Genomic DNA, 25,240 nt, shown 5'->3' with positions numbered 1-25,240 from the left:
GGGAAGCGAACCCGCAGTATACAACTCTGCCCCCGCAACCGCGCTATAGCTCCAGGTCGATCGACAAACCGGTGCGGCGCCGTTCGCCATCGAGTTCCAGCGGGCCCGCCAGGTTGCTCACCACGCGCACTTCGCCGTCTTCCAGCGCTTGCGGCAGCGCGTGCATCAGGCGCGGGAAGAGGTCCACCGCATCGCCCTCCCCGGTGGCGTGCAGCGCGGCCCAGGCATTGCGGCCGGAGCGCTTGGCGATATACAGCCCCTGGTCGGCCAGTTCCACCACCTGCGGCCAGGACAGCAGGCGCGGTTGCTCGGGCAGGAACGGAAAACAGGCAAAGCCGATCGAGCAGGTCTTGCGCAGCTTTTCGCCGTCGGGCAGCACGAAGTCGCGTTCGGCCACGGCGCGGCGCATGCGTTCGGCCAGGGCGCCAGCTTCGTCGCGGTGGGTGGCGCGCGCCAGCACCAGGAATTCCTCGCCGCCCCAGCGGATCACGTAGTCCGATTCGCGGAATACTTCGCGCAGGCGGGCCTGCATCTGCACCAGGATCGAGTCGCCGGCGGCATGGCCGTAACGGTCGTTGACGTGCTTGAAGTGGTCCAGATCGACCATGTAGAACACCAGGTCGTTGGGCGCCTGGCGGTCGCAGTCGTTGGCGGGCCGCGGCTGGCCGCGCTGCTGCACACGCTCCTGCATATTGTCGTAGCCGCGCAAGCTCATGGCGACGTCGGCATCGACGTTGCGCAGGAAGAAGCGGCGGTTGCGCAGGCCGGTCAGCTGGTCGGTCAGGCTTACTTCTTCGAGCGCCTGGTAGGCGCGCTCGAGTTCCAGGTTCTTGTCGAGCAGCTGCTGCTGGGTGGCAGCCACCTGGCGATAGGCGCTGGCGTTGTCGAGGGCGATGGCGCCGTACGCACACAGGGTGCGGAAGATCAGCCGTTCGCGTTCGCCGTAGGCGTTGGCGCGCATCGACTGCACCGTCATCACGCCCAATACCCGCTCGCCCACGGCCAGCGGCGCGAACAGCATGCTCAGCGTGGGCAGGGTGCCGGAGATGTGGTTGACATTGGCCTCGCCCTCCTGCAGCGCGACCAGCAGCTCGCGGCGCTCGCGCACGCAGCGCGCGGAATTGGCGTCGGGGTCGTCGAGCGCCACCCGCAGCGGCGGCAACGGCCGGCCCGCTTCCACGCCAAAGGCGCTGGCCAGCCACTCGCCACCAGGCTCGATCAGGAAAATGGAGAACAGGGTGGCGTCGAGCAGACCGTGGACGTGGCGGTCCAGCGCGCGGAACACGGCCGCCGATTCCAGGTGGGCGGTGATCTCCTGCCCCACCGCGCCCAGGTTCGCCAGCGTGGCGCTGGTGCGTTGCAGGATTTCGGCGCGGCGCGCCTCGGCCGCCGCCAGTTGACGGTGGTGCTCGCCCTCGGTCTGGGCGCGCTCGGTCTGGTATTGCACCTGCATGGCGATGGCGCGGTTGGTCGCTTCGCGGCTGTGGGTAAAATCGCGCGCGGCGCCGGCCCGCAGCGCGATGGCGTAGGCGCGCTCGAAGTCGCCCACCGCCGCGTATTCGCGCGCGGTGGCGTCGAGCAGCGCGCCGGGCACGGTATAGCCGTCGATGGTGGTGGCGATGTCCAGCGCCAGCAACAGGTAGTGCAGCGGCGCGCTGGGAGCGCTCATGCCGGGCGGCGGCGCCAGCGCCGGATCGTCCGCGCTGCCCGGGCGCGCGTGGATGTCGGCCAGCACCTGCAGGGCGGCAATCTGCGCCAGCGTGTCGCCCTTGGTGCGCGCCAGCGCCAGCGCGCCCTGCGCCACGGACAAGGCCTCGCCTGCCCGGCCCAGGTGCGCCAGCGCGTGCGCCTGGCCGCGCCGCGCGCTGCTCTGGAAATCGCCCTGGCCCAGCGCGTCGCCGCGCGCGGCCAGCCGGGTGAAGCTGTCGAGCGCCGCGGCGTGGTTGCCAAGGTCGAGCGCCAGGTCGCCCTCGTATTCGAGCGCCACCGCGTAGGCGCGCGAGCCGGCCAGCGGCGCGAGCACCACCAGCGATTCGCGCAGCAGGGTTTGCGCGGCCTCGCGCTGGCCCAGCTGGCGCAAGGTTTCGGCGGTCTGCATCAGGCACATGCCGATCGACAGCGGCCAACCGGTGGGGCGCGCCAGGTCCTGGGCGCGCTGCATCCAGTCCAGCGCCGCCTCGTGGGCGTTCAGGCAGGTGAAGCCGTTGCCGATATTGGTGGCGATAATGATGGCGCGACGCAGCTGGCCGCTGGTCAGCGCGGTGTCGAAGCTGCGCATCAGGTGGCCGATGGCGCGACCGTATTCGCTGTGCTGGAAGGCGCGGGTGCCGAGAAAATCGCTGATCCAGCCGGCAGCGATGGCCGGCATGGCATCGAGGTCGGTGTCCCGCGTGGCGGTGTCGGGACGCCACGCCACTGGCCCGCCGGCGCCGTCGGTGAAGGCGGCGCAGATGCCGGCTGCGGCGCCGATGATATCGCCGCGCACCGGATCGGACGCGGCGTGTGCCGCTGCGGCCGCCTGCGCCAGCCAGCCGCTGGCGGCAATACTGTCGCCGCGGTCGTTGGCGATCCAGGCCTGCACCCAGCAGGCGTCGGCGCGGCTGCGCGCGGCGGCAACCTGTAACGACTCGGGCATGGCGGCATCGTGGTCCAGCAGTTGCAGCGCCTGGTCGGCATGGTACTGGGCGGTATCGAGTTCGCCGCGCACCCACGCGCCCTCGGCCGCCACCAGCAGCAGCCGCGCGCGCAGCACCGGCGCGTCCTGCGGCGCCACGGCCGGCAGCATCGCCTGCGCCTCGCCGGACAGCTCGCGGGCGCGCACGGGATCGCGCTGGCGCAGGTGCCAGGCCAGCGTCGCCAGGTGCGGCAGGCGCGCCATGCCGGTCAAGTCGGGCAAGGTGTTTTCCCATTGCGCCAGGTCTGCGTCGCGCACGAACATGTCCACTCGGTGATTCCTCCTGCTATTGCTGGCGGTCGGTGCCGGCCAGTTTCTGCATTATTCCACAATTTCCAGACAACACAGTTTCCTATTTGCAATTATTGTTTTTCTTCGGTTCAAAACCGGTACACGGTGGCGCAATCACTGCGCGAGGACAAAAAAAACGCCGGCCATTACCGGCCGGCGTGTGGTCGCAGCGAGAGAACGGGTCAGGAAGCGTGCTTGCTGATTTCGCTGAGGCGGATGCGCATGCTGTCGGTGGCGGCCGGGCCCGGTGCAAACATGTAATCTTCGTCATTGATGGCCAGGCCGCTGTTGGCGTCCACCAGCACCTGGTCGGCCGGTTTGCCGGTCTCGCGACTCACCACCAGCAGGCTGGCGCCTTCGGGGGCCAGGTGGTCGTTGCCCCAAGCGATGAAGGCCAGCAGCACCGGCTTGAAGTCGCGGCCCGACTTGGTGAGCACGTATTCATAGCGCGGCGGTCGGGCGCTGTACTGGCGCCGTTCCATCAGGCCGCCCTCGACCAGGCCGTTCAGGCGCCGGGTGAGCATATTGGGGGCAATCTTGAGGCTCTTCTCGAACTCGTCGAAGCGGCTCAAGCCATAGAAGGCGTCGCGCAGGATCAGGATGCTCCACCATTCGCCTACTTTGCCCAGGCTGCGGGCGATCGGGCAAGGCATGCGGCCAAAGTCGGTATGTTTCATTGTTTACTCCTCGGTTCCAGGTTTTAAATCGGAAAAAACTGCCAGACAGTCACTAAGTCGAGTTCGGTAAGAATCAGTGACTTGCATGTTTGAGGTGAAAATTTGTGAACTTTCCCGGCGGTGGATGCCGCGTGACATTGTGTGTATTTTGGTCTCTCAATTTTCTTCTCCTGTTGTGATACATGACCCGGATGTTTCTCTATGAAAACTTCGTTTTTTAGACTATCGTGACACCCCTCAAAAATAGGCTAAAAAGAGGGGTTACAAACTATCCAAATTCCACTATTTGAAGAGAAGTTGATCTCGCCTGAATTGTGTACATTGGATAGAATGTTTATGTAGGGTAAAATTCGTTTCGTTGTTACACATAAAGACAAGCACTTCCAACTGATACACACCTCACACTTCTGACAAAAATGAAACTTCTTGTTAAAGCACTTGGCCTGGCCCTGATGACGTTGCCACTGCTGGCTTCGGCCGGCACCAAGTCCGCTTCCATGCAAGTAAGTTTCACCGTCACCGACGCCTGCACCGTGCAAGCCGGCGCCACCGCCGCCAAGGCCCCCACCGTGGCCTGCCAGCTCAACGCGCCGCACCTGATGACCGCGACGCAACCAGCGCCAGCCACCTCCGCCGAGGCCGCAGCAGTGCGCCCCGCCGCCGGCGCGCAAGACTGGACCGTCTACTTCTAACCGCCAACGTCCCGGAGCGCCTGAGAAAGCCTCCACAGCAAGGCGCGGTGCTGCAACGCCGCCATGGCGGCTTTATCAGGCGCGACTAGAACGACACCGTGGCGGTCACCGTATCCTTGTAGTCTCCCGGCGACGGCGTATCCTGCGCCGGCACCATGCCATACACCGTCATCGCCTGCGCCACGCCCGTACCGGTGCCGGTCACCGCTACCGTGCCCCCGGTGCCATCGCCCCAACTGGCGCCATCGAGCCCACTGGACACCACGTAATCGACCGTCTCCGCCGTACCGGTATTGCGCATGCGCCGCGCGGTGGTGGTGGCACCATAGGTGCCGGCGCCAAGCGTGATGCGGTAGGCGGTATCCTTGCTGCACGTGACGGACAGGCTGGACGTGGTGCGCACGGCGGCAGTCAACAGCCGCGATTGCGGAAACGCCAGGTTGCCGATATTGATATTGCAATCGTTGATCACCGGTGCGCTCACCGTGAACGGAATTGCCACCGTCTGCGGGATCAGGCAGCCGAGCAGGCCCAGCGTGGCGAACTGGTAGTTCATGACCGCGCTGCCGGCGCCGAAATTCGACGTGAAATTGAGGTTGTCCGGCCCCACCGACAGGCTCGACAAGGTGGAGTCCGCCTCGAGCTTGCCGTAGATCGTGACGAACCGGTCCAGGCTGCCCGGCCCGCCGCTCTTGGTCATGGTAAACACGATGCCATTGCCCGAGGTGGTCGTCCCGGTCCAGCCGCCCCAGATCTTGGCCGGCGCGTAGGTGGCGTCGGTATACAGGTTGTAGTTGACCCGCAGCGACCCGCTCGACAACTGCCGCGACGTGGTCGCGGTCGTTGACGCGTTGCCGCTGCCGGCGCCCAGGTTCAGGCAGATGGTCGCGTTGGGCGTGAGCAGGCCGGTCAGCACGTCGGTCGCAGTCCAGGTGCAAGTGATCTTGAAGGTCGACGACGCATACACGGGTCCGGGACTGATCGAGCTGACGCTGGGGAACACGACATTGGCCGGCGTGACGGCGCAACTGTCGGCGCGCGCCTGACCGCCGCACAACATCAGCAACATCAGCAGCAACGCCGAAGACAGCAGGCGCGCCATCACTGCACGCTCCGGCACACGACCGGTCCGATAGTGGGCATGGCATTGCCCGGCTCTTTCACGTAGGCGAATTCGGCGATGCAGCGCCGCCCTTCCACCACGGCCTGCACATGGTTGAGGGGGGCCAGGTTGTCGATGAAGGCCAGGCCGTCGAAGCCGGTGACGGTGGTGGCGCCGCTTTCCACGTGTACCACCTCGAGGCCGGTTGCCAGTGGCTGGCCGGCAGCGTCGTGCAGGATCACGGTGGCAGCGGCATAGGTTTCGACCGGGAACTCCGCCACCACGCCCGAGCGCCGCGCCGGGACCACGGTCAGCGTGGTGCGGGCGATGCGCGCGTCCAGCGGCAGGCTGCTGGTGTCGATCGAGATCTGGTTCGACAGGTACGGCGTGAGATTGGGCACCAGCAAATAGCCGCTGCTGCTGGTGGTACCGATGGGCCGGTTCTCCTGCAGCACCGGCAAGCCGCCCACGCCAGCGGACACCAGCGCGAAGCCGGCGCCCACCTGGCGCGCCGCGTGCACGCTGCCATCCATCACCACCACCGAGCCGGACGCGCTGAACGCGGTTTCGCGCTTGCCGCCGCTTTCCTGCAGGAAGGCGCCCACCTGGCCGTAATTGCCGAGGTAGGTGCCCTGGGCCTGGCGCAGGGTGGCGCCGTTGTTTTCCAGCGACTGCAAGCCCCAGCCGAAGCCGCCCGCGTAATCGACCGTGCGGCCCAGCGTGAGGTTTTTCGATTGCACACCGTTCTGGCGGCCGCTGCTGGCATTGGCCGAGAGCCGGTCGCCGAAGGTGCCACTGAGGCTGAAGAATATGCCGCGCGTGTTGGCGTCGCGGAAATCGCGGTAGGCGCTCACGCTCAGGTACAGGCCGGCGCCCAGCGTGGCCGCGTACGACAGCGCCGCCACTCGCGCGGGCGGCGATACCGGCACGCGCTGGCTGATGAACGACAGGCCCAGGGTCTGGCCGCCGAACAGGCCCATGTTGATATTCACGCGGTTGCTGGCGCGCACGCCGGGGCCGCCTTCGGCAGTGCCCAGGTCGCTGTAATGGCGGCTGGCGCGCAGCGATTCCATGTCCACCGAAAAGCCCGGGCTCAGGTACTGGTAGCCGATGCTGGCCTGGGCGCCCTTGCCGCTGCCGGCGCTGGCTGCGACCGAGCCGGTCAGCACACCGATCTGGCCCATGCGCCACATGCCGCCCACGCCGCCGTTGACCACGCCGTTGCCGGCCTCGCCGTGCGCTTCCACGGTCACGCGGTCGGTCACGCCGCGCCGCATCGAGCCACTCAGCGCCGGCGAGTGATCATAATTGAAGGACTTGCTGGTGTAGTCGCGCCGCAGCACGCCCAGCTCCACCGAGTAGTCGGTCAGGCCCTCGGCCAGCAGGCGGGTATCGACATACAGCGGCACCACCGTGGTGATGGCGCGCCCGGCGGTATCGCGCGTGACCAGGGTGGCCTGGCCGGCGCCGCTCAGGCCCGACACCTGGTTGATGACGAACGGGCCGGACGGCACCGCCGTCTCCATCTGGCGCACGCCGTTGACGTACAGGCTGACCGCGCTCGGCACCACCGACGAACCGGCCAGCGATGCGACCGGGAAGGTCAGCAAATCGGGCCGCAAATCGAAGCTCTTGCGCCACTGCACGCCGCCCATGCGCAGCGACCGGCTCCAGGTCAGCGACGAGGAAATCAGGTCGCCCACCTGCCAGGTTTCCAGCGTGTGCGGGTCGGAATGGACCCAGGAAGAATCGAGGCGCACGTACTGGGTCAGCAGGCTGCTGGTGTTGAACACGCCAGTCGTGCTGAACACGCCATTGTTGTTGAAATACCGCAGCTCGTTGGCCACCGACAGGTAGCGCTCGTCGCCGCGGCGGGCAAAGGCGTCGTAGCTGAACACGGCGCCGGGCGTGACGCTGGCCTCGCCCGGCTGGCGCAGGCTGCGCGCGTTCAGCGCCACCGGCGTGCGCAGCGCGTCGTCGAGGCGCAGCGCAAGGCGCTGGTTGGCGGCGTCGTAGGTGTAGCGCAGGCCGTGAACATCGTCGAGGTTGACGGACTCGCGGTCGGCCACGCCCAACCGTTGCGGATCGAGTTCGAGGTCGCGCAGGTTTTGCACTGTCGTGTTCAGTCCGGTACTACCGAGCACAGTGCCGGGCTGGCGCGTGAAGCGCAAGATCAATCCGGTCTCTTGGCCGTTCAAAGTCACCTCCAGAAATAGTTCTTCCTCGGATGCCGCCGAGGTTGGTGCCGACGCCGGTGCCGAGGCAGGCACCAGCGCCGGCATCGGCGCCGGCGCGGCAGGGATCTGCGCGCGCACGCCGCCCATGAGTCCCCAGGCCAGCACCGCCATCGTCACCTTCAGGCAAGGCAGCCGCCGCCACATGGCGCGGCTACTCGAGTGCCGCCACGGTGCTGGCAGTTGCGGGCTTGGCATTGATATTGGCTTTGACCGCCAGCGTGCCGGACAGGTCGGCGTCGGCGGGTACCGGCAGGCGCCATTCGCGCTCGCGGCCGGCCAGCACATAGCCGAACAGGCCTTCGGCGATCGTAAAATTCTTGCCACGGGCATTGCTCAATTCGAACGAACCGATCTGCGCGCGCAGGGTGCCGCTGTTGCGCACCTTGAGCCGCCAGTGATCGTCCTTGCGGTAAACGGACCAGGCCAACGCCGGAGCAATACGCTCGTCGGCGGGCTGGACAAACATGGGCACGGAATAGCGCAGGCGGATATCGACGCCACTGGCGGGGCCTTCGCCCTCGCGGGGGATTTCGTCGATGAGGATCCGGTAGCTCAACTCGCGGCTGGGGAGTTGACTGCTGCGTCGCACGAGGCGAATGATCTGGCTGCTTTTAGGCCCGATCTGCAATATGGGGGGACTGGCTACTACTTCTTGTGTCGGGGTCAACACATCTTCCGTGTTGTTCTGGTCCCACAAAAACACCCTGACCTGGCCGTACACGGGAGTCTCTCCCATGTTCTGCATGGTGATGCCGGTGGCACCCTGGCCTGCACGCAAAATAATCATGACTGGCGATATCTGCAAATTAGCAGCGCTCGCTTCCAACCCCAGCATCCCGCTCAACACGAGCATACCGAGTTTCATCCAGCACACCAGGCGCGCGGATAAGGTCATCGTTTAGAAATACACCGTGGCCGTGATGGTCGATTTATAGGTGTCAGGCTGCGGCGTCGCCTGGGCGGGAATGGCGCCATAGACGGTGAGCGTTTGCGCGGTGCCCGAACCGGTGCCGGAGCGGGTATCGGTGCCCTGGGTATTGCCCCAGTTGGTGGCGCCGGCGGCCTGGAACAGGTTGTAGGCGACGGTGCTGGTATTGGCGCCCGTGCCGCTCATCACTCTTGCAGCCGTGGTGGAGCCGGTGCCGGTGCCCGCGTTCAGGCCCACGTTGTACGGCGTGGTGTTGGTGCAGGTGACGCTCAGCGTGGTGTTGACCGAGACCGTGTTGGCCAGCACGCCCTGGCTCTGGCCGAAGTCCAGCGGCTGGGTGGCGATGGTGCAGTCGGCGATGATCTTGAGCGTGACGTCGAAGTTCGCGGTCTTGCTGCCATTCGAATACGTCACGGCGTCGGCCATCGGTGCGGCGGCAAGCAGGGTGGTGGCCATGGCAGCAGCGAGCGCGGCACGGCCATTTTTGCGGGTGATCATACAACCTCCTTCAGAAATGAATCACAAAAAGTTGAGCTCCGGCGCCTTAAAAATTGCCCAATCCCAACACATGATTCAATTATTGATGATCTAAAAAAACTCTGCTTCTGCTGGAGGAGAGGAAGGTTTTGCGTGCGTAGAAATCCACCAAAAAATTTTCCAAACATGGGCATAATGGCGGCAGGTGCGCAACACTTCGTATCAAAAGATGACCAACCTTCAGGGTGAGCCATGCAGACTGCCGATAGCACTATGAGCAAGATTCTCATCGTCGACGACTCGGCGTTCGAGCAGCGTTTGCTGGTCGATCTGCTGAGCGAGTTGCCGTACAAGGTCTCGGTGGCGCATAACGGCCTGCAGGGTTACCACCTGGCGCTGGCCAACCATCCCGACCTGATCCTGCTCGACGTGCGCATGCCCGACATGGATGGCTACACCGCCTGCCGGCTGCTCAAGGCCAATCCGGCCACCCAGGACATCCCGGTGATTTTCCTCAGCGGCGCCGACGCCGACGAGGAGCGCATCATGGGCTTGTCGATCGGCGGCGTCGATTACGTGTCAAAACCGTTTTCGCCGGGAGAACTGGCGGCGCGCATCCAGGTCCACCTGACGCTGGCCCAGCGCGCCCATGGCGCTTCGGCCTCGACAGCGCCGGCACCGCTCAACGATGCGGTCGACAGTCACCTGCCTGCCTCGCCCTACGGTGTCGATCCCGATGCCGTGACCGTGGCGGCCGTCAAACGCCTGATTGCCGACAACCTGGCCTCGCTGCCGGGCCTGGCCGAAATCGCCCGCAGCGTGGGCACTTACCGCGAAAAGCTGTCGCAGGTGTTCCGCGAACAAACCGGCATGACGGTGTTTTCGTTTATCCGGGAAGCGCGCATCCGGCGCGGCGAGGAACTGCTCAAGGACACCGACATCGACGTCCAGGACATCGCGCTGTTAATCGGTTTCAATAACGCCGGCAACTTTGCCACCGCGTTCCGCGAGAAGCTGGGGGTGACACCCACGGCGTACCGGCAGGCGATCCAGCAGCGGCGCTCGCCATTAAACTAATTTCAGGCAGGCAACTGCGGCGCAGCTTGCTGCATCTTGCGCCTCCAGAAGAACCACGACGCCAGCGCATTGATCCAGTACACGCCGTACAGCACCGACGTCAGGTACAAGCCGCGACTGGCGTACAGCGGTACGGCGATGGTGTTGACCAACAGCCAAAATTGCCAGGTTTGCAGGCGGCGGCCCATCAGCAGCAGCTGGGCGATCACGCTGAACATCAGCACGCCCGAATCGATGAACGGCGCGTAGGCGTTGGTGTACGCTTGCAGCAGCAGGCCATAGATGGCGGTGGCTGCCAGGCCGAGCGCGCCCATCCAGATCAGCGCCTGCGGCCGGGCGCGCGTGATCGGCAGCGGCGTGCCGGTGCCGCCGCGCAGCCAGCGCCACCAGCCGACCGCGCAGGTGACGATGAAGAACAGTTGCAGGGTGACGTCGGCGTACAGGCGGGTGTCGTAGAACAGCACGGCAAACAGACCGCAGCCGATGATGCCCAGCCACCACGAATGCACATTGTTGCGCCCCGCGAGAATGATCGAAACCGTCATGACGGCATTGGCGGCGATTTCCAGCAGAGAGGTCAAAAGTATCTTTCGGAAGCAGAGGCGAAGGCGATCAGTCGCGGCAGTCAGGTGGCAGCACGGCGGCGAGAAGGTCTTCCCCGCTGCAACGCCAGAGCACGCGCCTATTCTCGTCCACGCGGGGCGTGAACGCAAGCGCGCCGCCGCGGTACCGCATGTCGGACGGGTACACCCGGACCACGCCGTTGCCGGCATCGACTTCAAAGGTTTGCACCGCGTGGCCGGGATCGATCAGCGCGTAGCCGGCCTGCTCCAGGGTGGCCAGCCCGGCCTGGGCGCTGGCCAGCTCGGCGCAGGCGTGGAAACCATGGCGGTCGCACGAGTATTCGCGGGCGCGGGGCAGGCCAAATACCAGGCCAGGTAAAACGCCGCCGCGTACAGCAACGCATGGCCCAAGTTGCCGATCAGCAGCGCGCCCCACGCCAGCATGGACACCGCCAGCATCACGCCGAACAGCAGTTTTTCATTCTTGTACACCAAGTTCATGCGGTTCCCGGACCAAAAGTTTCCGGGAGACATTTTATAGATGTTTTGAGAAAAATTTAAAGTTTTATGACAACAATCTCACCTCAGGGCAACGCGGTTTGCAGGTCGCCAAGGTTGACCGGCTTGACCAGGTGGGCGTTGAAGCCGGCCGCACTGCTGCGCGCCTTGTCGTCGGCCCGGCCGTAGCCGGACAGCGCGATCAGGGTCACCGCTGCGCCGTGCGGCAAGGCGCGCAGGCGGCCGGCCAGCTCGAAGCCGTCCATGCCGGGCAGGCCGATGTCGAGAATCGCCACCTGCGGCATCGATACGCTGGCGGCGGCGATGGCCTGGGCCGGATCGTAGGCCACGCTGGCCTCGTAGCCGAGCGCGCCCAGCAGCTCGGCAAGGGAATCGGCGGCATCCTGGTTGTCGTCCACCACCAGCACGCGCACGCTGCCACTCGCTGCCGGCCCGGGATCGGCAGATACCGGGGCTGCGATCGGCACCAGGACCGGCGCGGGCACAGCCTCGGCCACCACCGAGTCGGGCAGGTTGATGGTAAACGTGCTGCCGCGCCCCTCGCCGCCACTGTAGGCCTGGATGGTGCCGCCGTGCATGCGCACCAGGTTGTGCGCCAGCGCCAGCCCGATGCCGAGGCCGCCCTTGGCGCGATCGAGCTTGCGGCTACCCTGGACAAACAGATCAAAAATGTGCGGCATCAGGCTGGCCGGGATGCCATTGCCGTCGTCGGTGACCAGGATTTGCAGGTCGGCGCCGCGCACCCGCGTGGCCAGCGTGATGTGGCCGGCATGCGGGGTGTAGCGCGCGGCGTTGTTGAGCAGGTTGGCGACCACTTGCGCTAGCCGCGCCGGATCGCCGTGCCAGCGCACGGTGGGCACGTCCACCAGCAGGCGGTGCTGCTTTTGTTCGATCAGCGGCGCGGCCATCTCGATGGCGCGGTTGAGGATGTCTGCCAGCGGCGTGGTCTCCTTGCGCAGCTCGACCTTGCCGCGCGCCAGGCGCGAGACGTCGAGTAAATCGTCGACCAGCCGTACCAGGTGATCGACCTGGCGCTGGATCACTTCCTGCTCGTGGCCGGTATCGAAGCCGTCATGCGCACCGGCGCCGCGCAGCTTCATCAGCTTGAGCGCGGTGACGATGGGCGCCAGCGGATTGCGCAGCTCGTGGCCCAGCATGGCCAGGAATTCATCCTTGATGCGCGCCGTGGAATCGAGGTCGCCGTGCAGGCGCTCGCTCTCGGCCATGGCCAGCGCCAGTGCACGGTCGGCCTCGAGGCGGCTCAGCGTGGCGCACACGCTGGCGGTGAATTGCGCGAGGAACTGGCGGCAGGCGGCGTCCACCGGCAAATGCGGCGAGACGCGGAAGGCCAGCGCCAGCTCGGCGCACAATTGCAGTTCCGCGCCCTGGATCACGACCAGGCCGGCATCGGGGTCGGAGCTGACGTTGCCTGATGCCTCGCCGCGCAGCAGTTCCACGCTGCGCAAGTCGCGCGGATGGTCGGCCGCGCAGCGCGAGATGGCGACAGCCACGTCGGCCTCGCTGCGGCAGGCCAGCAACGCCCGGCCCAGCAGGTCGAGTGCATGGCGGCGCCGTTCGGCCAGCACTTGCGCGGTGGTTTCGGTGCACACGACCAGCACGCCGCCCACGCCGTCGCTGTCATCGAATACGGGCGTAAAGCTGTAGTTCCAATAAACGTCTTCGAGAATGCCGTTGCGCAGGATGGGGACCAGCTGGTTGACATGGACTTGCGGCTCGCCGCCGTGCCGTACGTGCTCGATCTGCGGGCCGATGGTGGCCCAGGCCTCGGCCCAGCAGGCCGCCCCGCCCTGCCCCAGCGCGGCGGGATGTTTATCCGCGCCAAAGCACGGCACGAAGGCGTCGTTATAGACCTGCACCAGGTCCTCGCCCCAGTACAAGAACATCGGCTGGGCAGCGTGCAGCACAACGCCGACGCAGGTGCGCAGCGATGCCGGCCAGGCGTCGATGGGGCCCAGCGCCGTGGTGTGCCACGGAAAGGCGCGCACCAGGTCGCGCATCGGCGTACTGGCGCCGACGAAGCGGTGTGCGGGCGTTGCCGGCAGGGAGGAAACGGGTAAGGCCGCCATGATCTATTTATCTGAGGAAAGCAGAAGTGTAGCAACTGGGCTGCGGCGCGGCGCACGATAGACGGCCAGTTATCCCCGGAGAATCGCCTGTTCGGCTGCATGATTTTCCATTGCCTTTATGCTATTCTCGCTGCGGTTCGCCCGCCGGGTGAAGACGACAGGAAAGCGCACCATGCCGCATCCAACATTCACCGCTGGCCTGTTGATGCTGTGGCTGCCAGTATCGCTGGCGCAGACGAATGCGCCAGCGCGGCAGCAACAGCTGCAGCAAGTCGCCACCACGGTCACCGTGACCGGCGGCCAGGTGCTCGGTGCCGCCATGGCCGACGGCAGCACGATCTTCAACGGCATTCCCTATGCCGCCTCCCCTGCCAGCGCCAGGCGCTGGTTGCCACCCGCGCCGCGCACACCGTGGCCGGGCGTGCTCGATGCCTCCGCACCTGCCCCCGCCTGCGTGCAGGCCGATGTCGGCTGGAACCAGAGTTTTATCGCCAGCGCGCAGGAGGACTGCCTGAGCGTTTCGCTGCGCACGCCGTCGCTGCAAGCGGATGCGCGGTTGCCGGTGCTGGTATATATTCACGGCGGCTCCAATGCGGCTGCCGGCGCCGGCAGCCTGGCCGACGACAGCCTGCACCGCCAGGGTATCGTCGTGGTCAAGCTGCAATACCGGCTGGGCGCTTTCGGCTTCCTGGGGCTGGACGCCTTGCGCGCCGAAGATCCGCACGCCTCGTCGGCCAACTACGGCCTGCTCGACCAGATCGCCGCCCTGCGCTGGGTGCAGGCCAACATTGCCGCTTTTGGCGGCGATCCGGCCAACGTCACCATCAGCGGCAACTCGGCCGGCGCCACCGACGCCCTGTTCCTCACGTATACACCGCTGGCCCGGGGCCTGTTCCGCCGCGCCATCCTGCAGGCGGCCGCGCCGGGGGCGCCGCGCACGGCCGCCCACAGCGAGGCGATGGGCGACGAACTGCTCGACCGCCTGCACCTGCCACGCAATGCGGCCGGCCTGGCCGCATTGCGCGCCCTGCCCGCCGCCGCGATTGCCAAGGCAGCGGAAAATTTGCCGGTCTCGCCCGGCGTCGATCCGAGTTTTACGTGGGAACAGCAAAATATCGACGGCTACGTGCTGCCGCAAAGCTATCCCAAGGATGCCGGCCGTGGCATCGACATCCTGATCGGCAACAACACCCAGGAACTGGGCGCCGACCGGGCGCCGGCCAGCGGCCCGGCGCTGATCGCCGCAGCGTTCGGCGACCGGGCCGCCGCTGCCCAGCGCCTGTACGGCACGCCTGGCGTGAACGGTCCGCTCGGCGCCATCCCCACCCAGTTGATGACCGACCTGTGGTTTCGCTGCCCGGCCCGCTGGCTGGCCGGCCGCATGGCAACGGCCAATTCACGGGTGTGGCGCTACGAGTTCGGCTACGGCGCGCCCGGCAGCGGCAAGCCGCCCGAGCATACCAGCGAAATGGACTATATCTACCGGGCGCCGCCCGCCAAGACCCTGGCGGCCGACTGGCCGCCGGTGCAGCGCTATTGGGCCAACTTCATCCGCCATGGCGATCCGAACGGCCCCGGCCTGCCGCGCTGGCCGGCGGTGAAAGACCGTGACGGGTCGCTGTCGATCACGCCGGCGGGCACCGTGGCCGTGCACGGCGCGCGCGCGGCGTTGTGCGACTTGCTGTTCGAGGGACGCGACCATCCGCCGTCGAGCATCGTGCCGCCCGCACCGTAGCGGTTCGCTTGCCAAACTGTAGTTATGGCGCAACGACCGGGGGTGATCGAAGGCCCGGTCGTACCAAAAGAAGTATTAATAAAATCAACTGCGTGACTGTTTCCCGCAGCCCCGGTTTTTCGTCCGGATGCCTCGCATATGATCGATTCACCCGCAAGGGGGAGACGAATCAATACTATAAGAGGATACGCATGAAGAACCGGAACCATAGCAGTCCGCTCAAGCCGTCCGTGCTGGCAGTCATCGGCGTACTTGCCGCCATGAGCGCCCAGGCACAGGAAACCACCCCACCCGCCAGCGCCAGCGAAGCCAAGAGCGCCGAAGAACAGGTCGTTGTCGTGACCGGTTTCCGCGCCAGCCTGAACAGCGCACTGAACACCAAGCGCGCCAGCGACGGCATCGTCGATGTGATCAAGGCCGAAGACATCGCCAAGTTCCCCGACGCCAACCTGGCCGAATCGCTGCAACGCGTGCCGGGCGTGTCGCTCACGCGCGGCGACGGCGGCGAAGGCAAGCAGATCACCGTGCGCGGCCTGAACGCGGGCTTTACCCGCGTGCGCATCAACGGCATCGAAGGCGTGACCGCCACCGGCGCGTCCGACATCAACGGCAGTACCAACCGCGGCCGGGGCTTCGACTTTTCGGTGTTCGCCTCGGAACTGTTCAACAGCCTGGAAGTGCGCAAGACGTCGGAAGCGGCCGTGGAAGAAGGTTCGCTCGGCGCCACCGTCGATCTGCGCACGGGCCGGCCGTTCGACTTCAAGGGCCGCACCTTCAGCATCGGCGCCCAGGGCATGCACAACTCGGTGTCCAAGACCAACGACCCGCGCGTGACCGCGCTGTACTCGGACCGCTGGAAAACCTCGTACGGCCAGTTCGGCGCGCTGATCTCGGCCGCGTACTCCAAGCGCACCGCGCAGGAAGAAGGCTACGAGGCGGTCGAATTGCTCAGCGCCAGCAACGACGGCGGCTTCTGCTCGCCGCTGGGCGCGGCCGTGCAAAATCCGGCCAACAACGCGGTCAAGGGAGTTACCGCTACCAATTGCGGTTTCGGCGTGCCACGCACGTCCAATACCGCCGCCTACAACGACGTGATGGGCCGCACCGACAATTACGGCGGCACGGTCGCCAACCCGCTGCCGGGCTCGGGCGCATTCGCGCCACGCATTCCACGCTTCCGCCGCTCGCTTACCGAGTACGAGCGCACCGGCCTGACCGGCGCGCTGCAATGGCGCCCAAGCAGCGCCACCGAGTTGAACCTCGACCTGATGGGCGGCAAGTTCAACAACAAACGCTACGACAACTACATCTCGGCCATCTCGTTCGGGCGCAGCATGGCGCAATCGAACGGCAAGCCGCAGACGTCGATCGTCGATGCGCACTTCAACGACAACGGCAGCTGGGACTACGGCAAGTTCAACGCGGTGGACATCCGCACCGAGGGCTTGCTCGACGTGTATTCGACCACCTTTAAACAATACGTGCTGTCGGGCCGTCACGACGTCACCGACCGCCTCAAGCTGGACTTCCTGACCGGCCGCTCGCGCTCGGACCTGGACGAGCCGCAGCGCACCACGGTGCAGTTCGACTCGCCCAACGCCAACGGCTATTCCTTCGACTTCCGCAACAACCGCAACGTGCCGACGATTAACTTCGGCATCGACGTGACCAACCCGAACAATTTCTCGTTCGCGCCGCAGGAAGCGGACGGCACCTTCCACGGCCAGTTCGTGGGCCGCTACCTGCACACCCGCAATACGCTGAAAACCAACCAGGTCACTGCGGCGTTCGAAGCAAATGACAACCTGACCCTGCGCACCGGCCTCTCGCGCCGCAATAACCAGTGGACCAACGTGGAGATCGGTTCGGGCGGTAACGGCTTGCGCCTGCCGGCCGGCGTCACCATGGACTCGATCTCGCGCCAGATCAGCGGCTTCGGCAAGGGCCTCGGCGGTTCCGGCGTCCCGAGCTCGTGGGCGGCGGTGGACTTGAACAAGTTCCTCGCGGTGTACAACATCGAGTGCCATTGCGCGGCCGTGCCAGGTTCCGAATATAACTACCTGAACCAGGCCAACCGGGGCGTCGAGGAAAAGATCGACGCCGCCTTCCTCATGGCGGATTTCAACTACGACCTGTTCAACATCCCGCTGCGCGGCAACGTCGGTGTGCGCCACGCACGCACCGAGATGAACTCGTTCGCGCTGGTCAACGCCAACGGCACGCTGGAGCCGGTGCGCGGCCGCAACCGCTACAACGACTACCTGCCGGCGTTGAACGTGTCGGCCACCCTGCACAAGGACGTGATGCTGCGCTTCTCGGCAGGCAAAACCCTGGCGCGTCCCGAGTACACCGACCTGGCGCCATCGAGCACGCTCAATGCGCAGGTCCAGACAGTTACCATCGGCAATCCGAACCTGTCGCCGATCCGCGCCAAGACCTTCGACCTGCAAGCCGAGTGGTATTACGACAAGAACGCCATGGTGTCGGTGGGCGCCTTCCACAAGAAGATCGGCACCTTCATCCAGGGCGTGTCGGACCGCGCCGTGTTCTCGAGCCTGGGCCTGCCCGACTCGGTGCTGCTGGGCGGCGGTTGCAGCATCACCGGCGGCACGCCGGCTTGCGCAACCTTACCTAGCACGACGGTGGTGGTGAACCGCCAGGTGAACACTCCGGGCGGTCCGCTGACCGGTTACGAGTTCAACCTGCAAGCACCGTTCAGCTTCCTGCCCGGCATCTGGAGCAACTTCGGCCTGCTGGCGAACTACACCTACGTCGATTCGAAGATCACCTACATCACGCGGGTGGACAATCCGAACACGCCGGCCAACGAGCAGCTGACCCAGCGCGCCAACTTCACCGGCCTGTCGCCGAAGGCGCATAATCTGACCTTGTTCTACGAGGACCCGAAGTTCAGCGCCCGGGTTTCGGCCGCGCACCGTTCGTCGTACCTGCTCAACGTGCTTGGCAACGTGCAGGGACACGACTTCACCACCGTCGATGGCTCGACCAACGTCGACTTCAGCATGTCGTACAACCTCACGCCGCAACTGCGCCTGAGCTTTGAGGGCCAGAACCTCAACGACACGCCGCTGCGCTACGGCCGCGACAACCAGCGTAACGACACGCTGCTGTACGTGCATTCAGGCCGCACCTTCGTGGTGGGGATGAATTACAAGTACTAGTTAGCTTGCACCAATGAAGAGGGGCGCCACTGCGGCGCCCCTTTTTTATTAAACGGTCAGAGCAAGGCGCTGCAACGACGCTCAGAGCGAGGCGCAGCGCCGCAGACAGTGCATGAGCACGGCAAGGCGCTGCAACGACGCTCTGGCCGTTTTTAGTGTTCTTGCCAGTGGTCGAGATTGTGAGGTTCGGCTAATGGCGTGCCATTGCGCTCGGCGCGGAACCGCGCCGACGCTGCATACACGGCGCGCCGCACCCGCATGATCGAGCCGAGCGGGCGGTGCGCGGCGATGCAATGCCACGGGCTGAACTGCATGCCGTCGTCCACCAGCACCGACAGGCCGTGCGTCCAGCCGGCCTGGGCCGGGGCCGAAATGCGCGCCACTGCCACCCACGGCGTAGTCCATTCCACGGTCGGGTCTTCGATCGGCGTCTCGTCGAGGTCGGTGCACAGTTGTACCCGCAGTTCCCACTCGGCCGCGTGCTCGGTCATGAAATCGACCACCGCGCCGCGCAAGCCGTTGGGCTTGTGGTCGAGATCGACCGGCTGGTCCTTGAGCATGGCCAGCTCAGGCGACACCGGCACCAGTTGCAGCTTGGCCATGTAGCGACCGAACAGCACCGGCACCTGGGTAAAGAAGGTTTCGCCGAGGATGTGGGTTTCCGGATGGCCGCCCATGCTGATCAGGGTGGCGCTTTCGCCGCCGACCGCTTCGATCATCTTTTCGGCGCCCTGCAAGGCGGCCGACAGCGCTTTCTTCAAACCGGGCGCCTTGTCGGTGGTGGCAGCCAGCAGCTTGACGCTGCCGAGGAATTTCTTGGCGGTCGGAGTCTGGAAGGTCGGGCCATTGACCATAACGAAGTCCTGGGTAACATCGCCCTGGCCGTCGGCCAGACGTTCGCCCGGCACCCCGATCACCTTGATGGCCATGCCGCGCGGCGTGGACACTTTATCGTCGAGCAGGTCGCCGGGCGTGGTGGACAGGCGCATCACCACCGGGTATGCACCGCTGGCGGCAAACAGGCCCTGCGAGTAATCGGGCGGCAGGTTGTCGAGCACGCGCAGGGTACCGCGCAGCAAGCCGTGGCTCTTGGCGTGCACGCCGCGCGGGGCGTGGCCGCTATCCTTGTGGACGGTGCCGGCGATATCGCGCATCTGCTCCTGCAGACCGGCGATGGTTTCCGCTTCGTCCTCCTCCAGTACTTCGTAGGAAGGATCGTAGGGCAATGGCTGTTTCAGGTGACGCGTGGGAAAATCCATGAGGGTATCCTGCTGGCTGGTTGGCTGACATTGCCATCATGGCGTGGTTGCGGCCTGGCGTCTGTGGTGCCACGCACGCACGGCCCGAGCCTTCACTACGCTCGCCGGTTCCGCACAAAGGCGCGCACGATTGCGCACCAAATTGAAGCATTTCAGCGCGAACGTTAATTTATATATATAATATTGCGCTCACGAAATATCAATTAAACCACTTCGTGAATTGACCCATTTAAAGAGAGAAATATGAAAAACACCATCTTGTTCGCCATGCTGGCAGCACTGGCCGGCACCGCCGCCGCTCAATCGCAAGGCGCTTACGTCGGCGGCAGCGTTGGCCGTGCAGAACAAAAACTGTCGATCGGTTCGACCAAGGATCACGACACCGGCTTCAAGCTGTTCGGTGGCTACAACTTCAACCAGAACTTCGGCCTGGAAGGCGGCTACACCGACCTGGGCAAGCTGGAACGCTCGGGCTTTGGCGCACGTGCTTCCTTCGAACCAACCGCAGTATATTTCGCTGCGACCGGCACCCTGCCGCTGGACGCGCAATTCTCGCTGATCGGTAAAGCCGGCGTGGTCCGCTCCGAAGTGAAGGCCAACGCTTCGCTCAATGGCTTCAACGTGAACGACAAAGCAAACCGCAGCTCCGCTTACGTCTCCGTTGGCGCTGCCTACGCCATCAACACCAACTTCAGCATTGTTGCCGAATACGAATACTTCGGCAAAATCGCCAAGTTCGAAGACAGCAACGACAACCTGAAAGCCAACATGGTGTCGGTCGGCGTACGCTACAAGTTCTAAGCAATACCCGTTCAGTATCGATCAGCGGCAGGCGTGCATAGCGCCTGCCGTTTTTTTTTGTTCTCAGTATCTCAGTAACATTACGCAGGCCGGACCGTGGCCAACGAAAGTCGGCCAAACATGCTAAGGTTGACCCTTTTTGCCACTGATTTTTCAGCCACTCCCGATGCATTCCGACCCTGTTTCCGACACATCCCTCCCCGCCGTTCCGATTGCCGCGCCGCACGGCGCCGGCTTGGCCAATTTCGCACTGGCCATCGGCGGCCTGGCGATAGGCACCGGCGAATTCGCCTCGATGAGCATCCTTCCGATCGTCGCCGCCGACCTGCACACCGACCTGCCGCACATGGGCCACATGATCAGCGCCTATGCGCTGGGCGTGGTGTTCGGCGCGCCGCTGATTGCCATCTTCCTGGCGCGGATGCCAAAGAAGGCCATGCTGGTGATGCTGATGGCGCTGTACGCGGCCGGCAACCTGCTCAGCGCCGCCGCGCCGGCCTACGGTTCGCTGCTGCTGGCGCGCTTCGTGGCCGGTATTCCGCACGGCGCCTATTTCGGTGTCGCCGCACTGGTGGCCGCCGCCATGGCAGTGCCGGAAAAACGCGGCCAGGCCGTCTCGCGCGTGCTGCTCGGACTGACGATTGCCAACATCTTCGGCGTGCCGCTGGCCACGTGGCTGAGCCAGGCCTTCGGCTGGCGTTCGGCCTTCCTGGTCGTCGGTGTGCTGGGCGTGGTCACCGCGCTGATGGTGCGCCGCTACGTGCCGTTCATCGCCGCCGGCGACGCCAGCCCGCGCCGCGAGCTCGGCGTATTCCGCCGCGCCCAGGTGTGGGTCACCCTGCTGATGGTGTCGGTGGGCTTTGGCGGCCTGTTTGCGGTGTACACGTACGTGACGCCGACCCTGCTGGAAATCACCAAGGTATCGCCAAACATGGTGGCGGTGCTGCTGGCCCTGATCGGCGTGGGCATGACGCTCGGTAACCTGGTGGGCGGCTGGCTGGCCGACCGCTCGCGCCTGTGGACCATTTTTGGCGCACTGGTGTGGAACGTGGTGGCGCTCACTGCCTTCTACTACACCAGCGCCAACGTCTGGGCAGTGGCGATCAACCTGTTCCTGATCGGCTGCGGCATCGCCGTCGCGCCAGCGGTGCAAACGCGCCTGATGGACGTGGCGGGCGATGCCCAGACCGTGACCGCTGCACTGAACCACTCGGCCTTCAATTGCGCCAACGCAGCCGGCGCGTGGTTCGGCGGCATGGCGATCGCCCACGGCCTGGGCCTGCAATCGACCGGCCTGGTCGGCGCCATGCTGGCGCTGGGCGGCATTGCGGTGCTGGGGGTGTCAGTGCTGATGGAGCGGCGGCAGGCGCCCGTGGCAGTGGCTGTTTAAGGGGTAATGCGCTGCCTGAGCCAAATGGCAGTGTCGGTTTCGTTGATGCTGCCATTGGCGATTGCGAGCATGAGGTCGATCGCCTCGATATGGGTAAATATCAGCTCGATGCCATTGAGCGCGAGAAACAACCTGCCAATCACCCACGCGGTGCGCTTATTTCCGTCCGAAAAACCGTGGCTGGTAGCGAGCCCATATAGATAGGCGGCCGCAAGATCGGCTGCATCGAGAGGGGGCTTGCCGTGGGCGTCGAGGTTAGGTGCCCGGTTCAGCGCCGAATCGACTGCGTTCAAGTCGCGAATGCCGGTCAGGCCGCCGTGCTGTGATAACTGCATATCATGCACTGCGTAGACCGTAGCCGATTCAACCCATTTCCACGTCATTTCGCCAATGCACGCAATATTTCGCGGTCATCATGCAGGATGGCCTCCGCCAGTGCCATCTGGCGTTCGAATTCCGGATTATGTGGTGTGATCCGCATCGCACCGTCGGGCGCCTCGGTCAGATAAAGCGTATCGCCTTTTTGGACGTTCAGTATCCGCTTGGCCTCTTTATTGAGGATCAAGCCTTCGGATGCGCCAACGGTTGTGACTTTAAATTTCAACATGACACCCCCTATATCATTTTGATTATATGCCCGGTTGCGTAGGTGTCAAGCTGGCGCTGAAAGCAGCACGTGGATCAATATCCGACGCGTTAAAAATCAGCACCTTACACGACTAAATCTGCATAGTCGTCGTTCGGATTGTATAAAATATCCAAAACCGAAGTATGATTTCGCCCATGCCCTTTCCCCTCCAGCTGAAGGAACACCATGAGCGATAATATTTTCACCGGCACCATCCCGGCCCTGATGACTCCCTGCACCGCCGACCGCACGCCCGACTTCGACGCCCTGGTGCGCAAGGGGCGTGAGCTGGTCGATGCCGGCATGAGCGCGGTGGTGTACTGCGGTTCGATGGGCGACTGGCCGCTGCTGACCGAAGCGCAGCGCCAGGAAGGCGTGGCGCGCCTGGTGGCAGCCGGCGTGCCGACCATCGTCGGCACCGGCGCGGTCAATTCGAAAGAGGCCGTATCGCATGCTGCCCACGCCGCCAACGTCGGCGCGCAGGGCCTGATGGTGATTCCGCGCCTGCTGTCGCGCGGCTCGTCGCCGGCGGCGCAACACGCGCACTTCTCGGCCATCCTGCAAGCGGCGCCGGCGCTGCCGGCCGTGATCTACAACAGCCCGTATTACGGCTTTGCCACCCGCGCCGACCTGTTCTTCGAACTGCGCGCCAAGCACCCCAACCTGATCGGCTTCAAGGAATTCGGCGGCGCTGCCGACCTGCGTTACGCAGCCGAGCACATCACCAGCCAGGATGACGATGTCACCCTGATGGTGGGCGTCGATACCCAGGTGGTCCACGGCTTCGTCAACTGCGGCGCCACTGGCGCGATTACCGGCATCGGCAATCCGCTGCCACGCGAGGTGCTGCACCTGGTCGCCCTGTCGCGCAAGGCGGCCGCCGGCGACGCCTTGGCCCGCCGCCAGGCGCGCGAACTGGAAGCGGCTCTCCTGGTGCTGTCGTCGTTCGACGAGGGCACCGACCTGGTGCTGTTTTACAAGCACCTGATGGTGCTCAACGGCGACACCGAGTACACGCTGCACTTCAATGAGACCGACGCCCTGAGCGCCAGCCAGCGCCGCTACGCCGAATCGCAATATGCGCTGTTCCGCGACTGGTACGCCAACTGGAGCCGGGAAGTGGCCGCGTGAAACACGCCGGCCTGGCGGTGACTACCGTCGCCGACCAGGCGGCGGACGCGCTGCGCCGCAAGATCATGTCGGGCGAACTGGCCGAAGGTTTTTCCCTGCGCCAGGATGCCCTCGCCGCCGAGTTCGGCATCAGCCGGATTCCGGTGCGCGAAGCGCTGGTGCAACTCGAGGGCGAAGGGCTGGTCAAGATCGTCGCGCACAAGGGCGCGGTGGTGTCGGGCTTGTCGCTCGACGAGATCAGCGAGCTGTTCATGCTGCGCAGCGTGCTGGAACCTTTGCTGCTGAAGAAGTCGGCGCCAAAGCTGACGCCGGAAGACTATGCGCAGCTCGACGCCATCCTGGCCGAATACAAGGTGGAATTGCGCGCCCAGCACACCACGCGCTGGGGCGAACTCAACACGCGCCTGCACGACGTGCTGTTCGCGCGCGCCGATCAGCCGCGCACGGCAGCCATTGTCGCCACCCTGCTGCAGCAAACCGACCGCTACACGCGCATCCAGCTGTCGCTGAGCGCCGCCAGCATCCGCCAGGCGCAGCAGGAGCACGAGGAACTGGTCGACCTCTGCCGCAGCGGCGATGTGCGCGGCGCGGCAGCGCTGCTCAAGCGGCATATCGAGCATGCGAGCCGTGATCTCGAACGCTTTATCCTGTCGAACCGGCGCGCGCGGTAGGTCGAACGGCGCCAGCCACGGTTCATCTCCGTGCAAGTTCACCCGTTTGCCAAAAGTTAGTCCCGCTCCTTCCCTCCCGGACAGTATTCGCCGCACGGCAATCTCGCTATTCTCATTACACGCTTGCGGCACATTCCCCGGTTGCCGCGAGCTTCATTGACCATTAGGAGAGTGCCATGACCGTTATCCGTTCCGACCTGATTCTGTCCCAGTCCGCGTTCAGCCACATCATCGACGTGCCGTTCGAGAAAGTCGATATCGCCAAGTGGCTGTTCACGCTGCCCGACGCCGAATACCAGCGCTGCGCCCCGCCCGACCACATTGCCGCCGGCGCCACCTTTACGGACGATGGCCGCCGCATGTCGATCAACGTCGAGATGATCGGCACCGGCCTGGTCGTGCAGCACTACGTGGGCGACATCACCGAAGCATCGCACTGCCGCATGGTGTCCACATCGGACGTGTTTACGCTCACCGGCCGCACCAAGGTGCAGGTGATCTGGGATCTGAGTGTTAAAAAGATCGACGACAACCGCTGCGAATACACCAACGGCGTGGTGTCGCATCCGACCGAGGAATTCCTGGCCTTCATCAAGGAGCACGGCATCTCGTGGGAAAAGGCGTGCGCCGACCGCCAGGCATCGTCGGGCGACCATAACCGCCGCGAAACGCCGCTGTTTGCCGAGAGCATTGCCCGCGCTGCGCGGGCGGCCTGACTCCAGCAATATCACCCCTTGGCGGTTGCAGCCGTGCTGAAGCCGCCACTAACAACCAGCCGGAGCCACGCATGCCTGTCATCGATTTCACCAGTCCCCGTGCTGCGGCCAAGCCGTTCACGCCCAAGTTGGCGGACCTGGTTGAGCAGCCACTGTTTTCGCAAGTCTGGGCCGACCCCGACCTGGCGCCCCGCGACCGCAGCCTGATCACCATTGCCTGCCTGGTTGCGCTCAACCACATGGACGAACTGCCGGCCCACCTGCGGCGCGCAGTCGAGCATGGCATCACGCGGAAAGAACTAGCTGCCGCCATCACCCATCTGGCATTTTATGCGGGTTTTCCAGCTGCCATTTCGGCGTCGGCCCACGCCCAGGCGGCGTTGGGCGATTTGCCACCCTGATT

At 64.9% G+C, this 25,240-nt stretch carries 22 protein-coding genes; 10 read left to right on the top strand and 12 right to left on the bottom strand.

Annotated features, from left to right (window positions below; all coding sequences use genetic code 11):
- Positions 1-43 precede the first annotated feature (43 nt).
- Both ASF04_RS22975 and ASF04_RS22970 read right to left on the bottom strand, forming a co-directional pair.
- Positions 44-2,938 (bottom strand): sensor domain-containing diguanylate cyclase, encoded by a 2,895-nt coding sequence (locus ASF04_RS22975; RefSeq protein ID WP_056146968.1) that lies wholly within the window; start codon positions 2,936-2,938, stop codon positions 44-46.
- A 209-nt stretch (positions 2,939-3,147) separates the two neighbouring features.
- Positions 3,148-3,642, bottom strand: coding sequence for a helix-turn-helix domain-containing protein (locus tag ASF04_RS22970; protein ID WP_056146966.1), 495 nt, complete (start codon positions 3,640-3,642; stop codon positions 3,148-3,150).
- A 416-nt stretch (positions 3,643-4,058) separates the two neighbouring features.
- Here ASF04_RS22970 and ASF04_RS22965 point away from each other — a divergent pair, with 416 nt between their 5' ends.
- Positions 4,059-4,334, top strand: coding sequence for a hypothetical protein (locus ASF04_RS22965; protein ID WP_156368742.1), 276 nt, complete (start codon positions 4,059-4,061; stop codon positions 4,332-4,334).
- 85 nt (positions 4,335-4,419) lie between these two features.
- Here ASF04_RS22965 and ASF04_RS22960 read toward each other — a convergent pair whose 3' ends face one another.
- The 4 genes from ASF04_RS22960 to ASF04_RS22945 are packed head-to-tail and all read right to left on the bottom strand — an operon-like array spanning position 4,420 to position 9,099.
- Positions 4,420-5,454: a spore coat U domain-containing protein gene (locus ASF04_RS22960; RefSeq protein ID WP_156368741.1), complete on the bottom strand. Its 1,035-nt coding sequence runs from the start codon at positions 5,452-5,454 to the stop codon at positions 4,420-4,422.
- A complete protein-coding gene (locus ASF04_RS22955; protein WP_229205167.1) occupies positions 5,436-7,817 on the bottom strand; it encodes a fimbria/pilus outer membrane usher protein in 2,382 nt (793 codons plus the stop codon). The genes ASF04_RS22960 and ASF04_RS22955 overlap by 19 nt, the downstream gene beginning before the upstream one ends.
- Before the next feature lie 7 nt (positions 7,818-7,824).
- Entirely contained in the window at positions 7,825-8,538 is a 714-nt protein-coding gene (locus tag ASF04_RS22950) for a molecular chaperone (protein ID WP_227012314.1), read from the bottom strand.
- 33 nt (positions 8,539-8,571) lie between these two features.
- Positions 8,572-9,099 carry a spore coat U domain-containing protein gene (locus ASF04_RS22945; RefSeq protein ID WP_056146957.1) on the bottom strand — a complete coding sequence of 176 codons (528 nt, stop codon included), beginning with the start codon at positions 9,097-9,099 and terminating at the stop codon, positions 8,572-8,574.
- A 231-nt stretch (positions 9,100-9,330) separates the two neighbouring features.
- Here ASF04_RS22945 and ASF04_RS22940 point away from each other — a divergent pair, with 231 nt between their 5' ends.
- Positions 9,331-10,155: a response regulator gene (locus ASF04_RS22940; protein ID WP_056146954.1), complete on the top strand. Its 825-nt coding sequence runs from the start codon at positions 9,331-9,333 to the stop codon at positions 10,153-10,155.
- 2 nt (positions 10,156-10,157) lie between these two features.
- Here ASF04_RS22940 and pnuC read toward each other — a convergent pair whose 3' ends face one another.
- The 3 genes from pnuC to ASF04_RS22925 all read right to left on the bottom strand — a co-directional run bounded on the left by pnuC (position 10,158) and on the right by ASF04_RS22925 (position 13,324).
- Positions 10,158-10,736 carry a nicotinamide riboside transporter PnuC gene (gene pnuC, locus ASF04_RS22935; protein WP_082488962.1) on the bottom strand — a complete coding sequence of 193 codons (579 nt, stop codon included), beginning with the start codon at positions 10,734-10,736 and terminating at the stop codon, positions 10,158-10,160.
- Between the two features lie 31 nt (positions 10,737-10,767).
- Positions 10,768-11,154, bottom strand: a complete 387-nt coding sequence (locus tag ASF04_RS27670; RefSeq protein WP_156368740.1) for a hypothetical protein — start codon at positions 11,152-11,154, stop codon at positions 10,768-10,770.
- A gap of 148 nt (positions 11,155-11,302) precedes the next feature.
- Positions 11,303-13,324, bottom strand: coding sequence for an ATP-binding protein (locus ASF04_RS22925; RefSeq protein WP_082488961.1), 2,022 nt, complete (start codon positions 13,322-13,324; stop codon positions 11,303-11,305).
- Between the two features lie 172 nt (positions 13,325-13,496).
- On the opposite strand from ASF04_RS22925, the gene ASF04_RS22920 reads away from it, so the two are divergent.
- Together ASF04_RS22920 and ASF04_RS22915 are read left to right on the top strand one after the other, a co-directional pair.
- Positions 13,497-15,059, top strand: a complete 1,563-nt coding sequence (locus ASF04_RS22920) for a carboxylesterase family protein (protein WP_056146949.1) — start codon at positions 13,497-13,499, stop codon at positions 15,057-15,059.
- A 191-nt stretch (positions 15,060-15,250) separates the two neighbouring features.
- Positions 15,251-18,241 carry a TonB-dependent receptor gene (locus tag ASF04_RS22915; RefSeq protein ID WP_056146947.1) on the top strand — a complete coding sequence of 997 codons (2,991 nt, stop codon included), beginning with the start codon at positions 15,251-15,253 and terminating at the stop codon, positions 18,239-18,241.
- Positions 18,242-18,393: 152 nt separating this feature from the next.
- On the opposite strand, the gene ASF04_RS22910 is transcribed toward ASF04_RS22915, so the two are convergent.
- The gene (locus tag ASF04_RS22910) at positions 18,394-19,500 is read right to left on the bottom strand and encodes a catalase family protein (RefSeq protein WP_056146946.1); all 1,107 of its coding nucleotides are present in this window, start codon (positions 19,498-19,500) and stop codon (positions 18,394-18,396) included.
- Positions 19,501-19,743: 243 nt separating this feature from the next.
- Here ASF04_RS22910 and ASF04_RS22905 point away from each other — a divergent pair, with 243 nt between their 5' ends.
- A complete protein-coding gene (locus tag ASF04_RS22905) occupies positions 19,744-20,301 on the top strand; it encodes an outer membrane beta-barrel protein (RefSeq protein WP_019923352.1) in 558 nt (185 codons plus the stop codon).
- Positions 20,302-20,467: 166 nt separating this feature from the next.
- Positions 20,468-21,691, top strand: coding sequence for an MFS transporter (locus ASF04_RS22900; RefSeq protein ID WP_200931134.1), 1,224 nt, complete (start codon positions 20,468-20,470; stop codon positions 21,689-21,691).
- Here ASF04_RS22900 and ASF04_RS22895 read toward each other — a convergent pair.
- Complete coding sequence (locus ASF04_RS22895) at positions 21,688-22,074, bottom strand: type II toxin-antitoxin system death-on-curing family toxin (RefSeq protein WP_056146945.1); 387 nt, start codon at positions 22,072-22,074, stop codon at positions 21,688-21,690. The genes ASF04_RS22900 and ASF04_RS22895 overlap by 4 nt on opposite strands.
- Positions 22,071-22,298 carry a hypothetical protein gene (locus ASF04_RS22890; protein ID WP_056146944.1) on the bottom strand — a complete coding sequence of 76 codons (228 nt, stop codon included), beginning with the start codon at positions 22,296-22,298 and terminating at the stop codon, positions 22,071-22,073. Before ASF04_RS22890 ends, ASF04_RS22895 begins: the two co-directional genes overlap by 4 nt.
- A gap of 207 nt (positions 22,299-22,505) precedes the next feature.
- Between ASF04_RS22890 and ASF04_RS22885 the strand changes: the two genes are divergently transcribed.
- The 4 genes from ASF04_RS22885 (at position 22,506) to ASF04_RS22870 (ending at position 25,238) form a co-directional block, all read left to right on the top strand.
- Positions 22,506-23,450 carry a dihydrodipicolinate synthase family protein gene (locus ASF04_RS22885; protein WP_056146943.1) on the top strand — a complete coding sequence of 315 codons (945 nt, stop codon included), beginning with the start codon at positions 22,506-22,508 and terminating at the stop codon, positions 23,448-23,450.
- Positions 23,447-24,121 carry a GntR family transcriptional regulator gene (locus ASF04_RS22880; RefSeq protein WP_056146942.1) on the top strand — a complete coding sequence of 225 codons (675 nt, stop codon included), beginning with the start codon at positions 23,447-23,449 and terminating at the stop codon, positions 24,119-24,121. The genes ASF04_RS22885 and ASF04_RS22880 overlap by 4 nt, the downstream gene beginning before the upstream one ends.
- 176 nt (positions 24,122-24,297) lie before the next feature.
- The gene (locus tag ASF04_RS22875; RefSeq protein WP_056146940.1) at positions 24,298-24,837 is read left to right on the top strand and encodes a hypothetical protein; all 540 of its coding nucleotides are present in this window, start codon (positions 24,298-24,300) and stop codon (positions 24,835-24,837) included.
- 71 nt (positions 24,838-24,908) lie between these two features.
- Positions 24,909-25,238, top strand: coding sequence for a carboxymuconolactone decarboxylase family protein (locus tag ASF04_RS22870; protein WP_056146938.1), 330 nt, complete (start codon positions 24,909-24,911; stop codon positions 25,236-25,238).
- Positions 25,239-25,240 lie beyond the last annotated feature (2 nt).

The organism is Duganella sp. Leaf61 (assembly GCF_001421905.1).
In the GTDB taxonomy this organism is placed as follows: Bacteria; Pseudomonadota; Gammaproteobacteria; order Burkholderiales; family Burkholderiaceae_D; genus Rugamonas; species Rugamonas zoogloeoides.
This window is presented reverse-complemented; position numbering and strand designations above follow the sequence as displayed.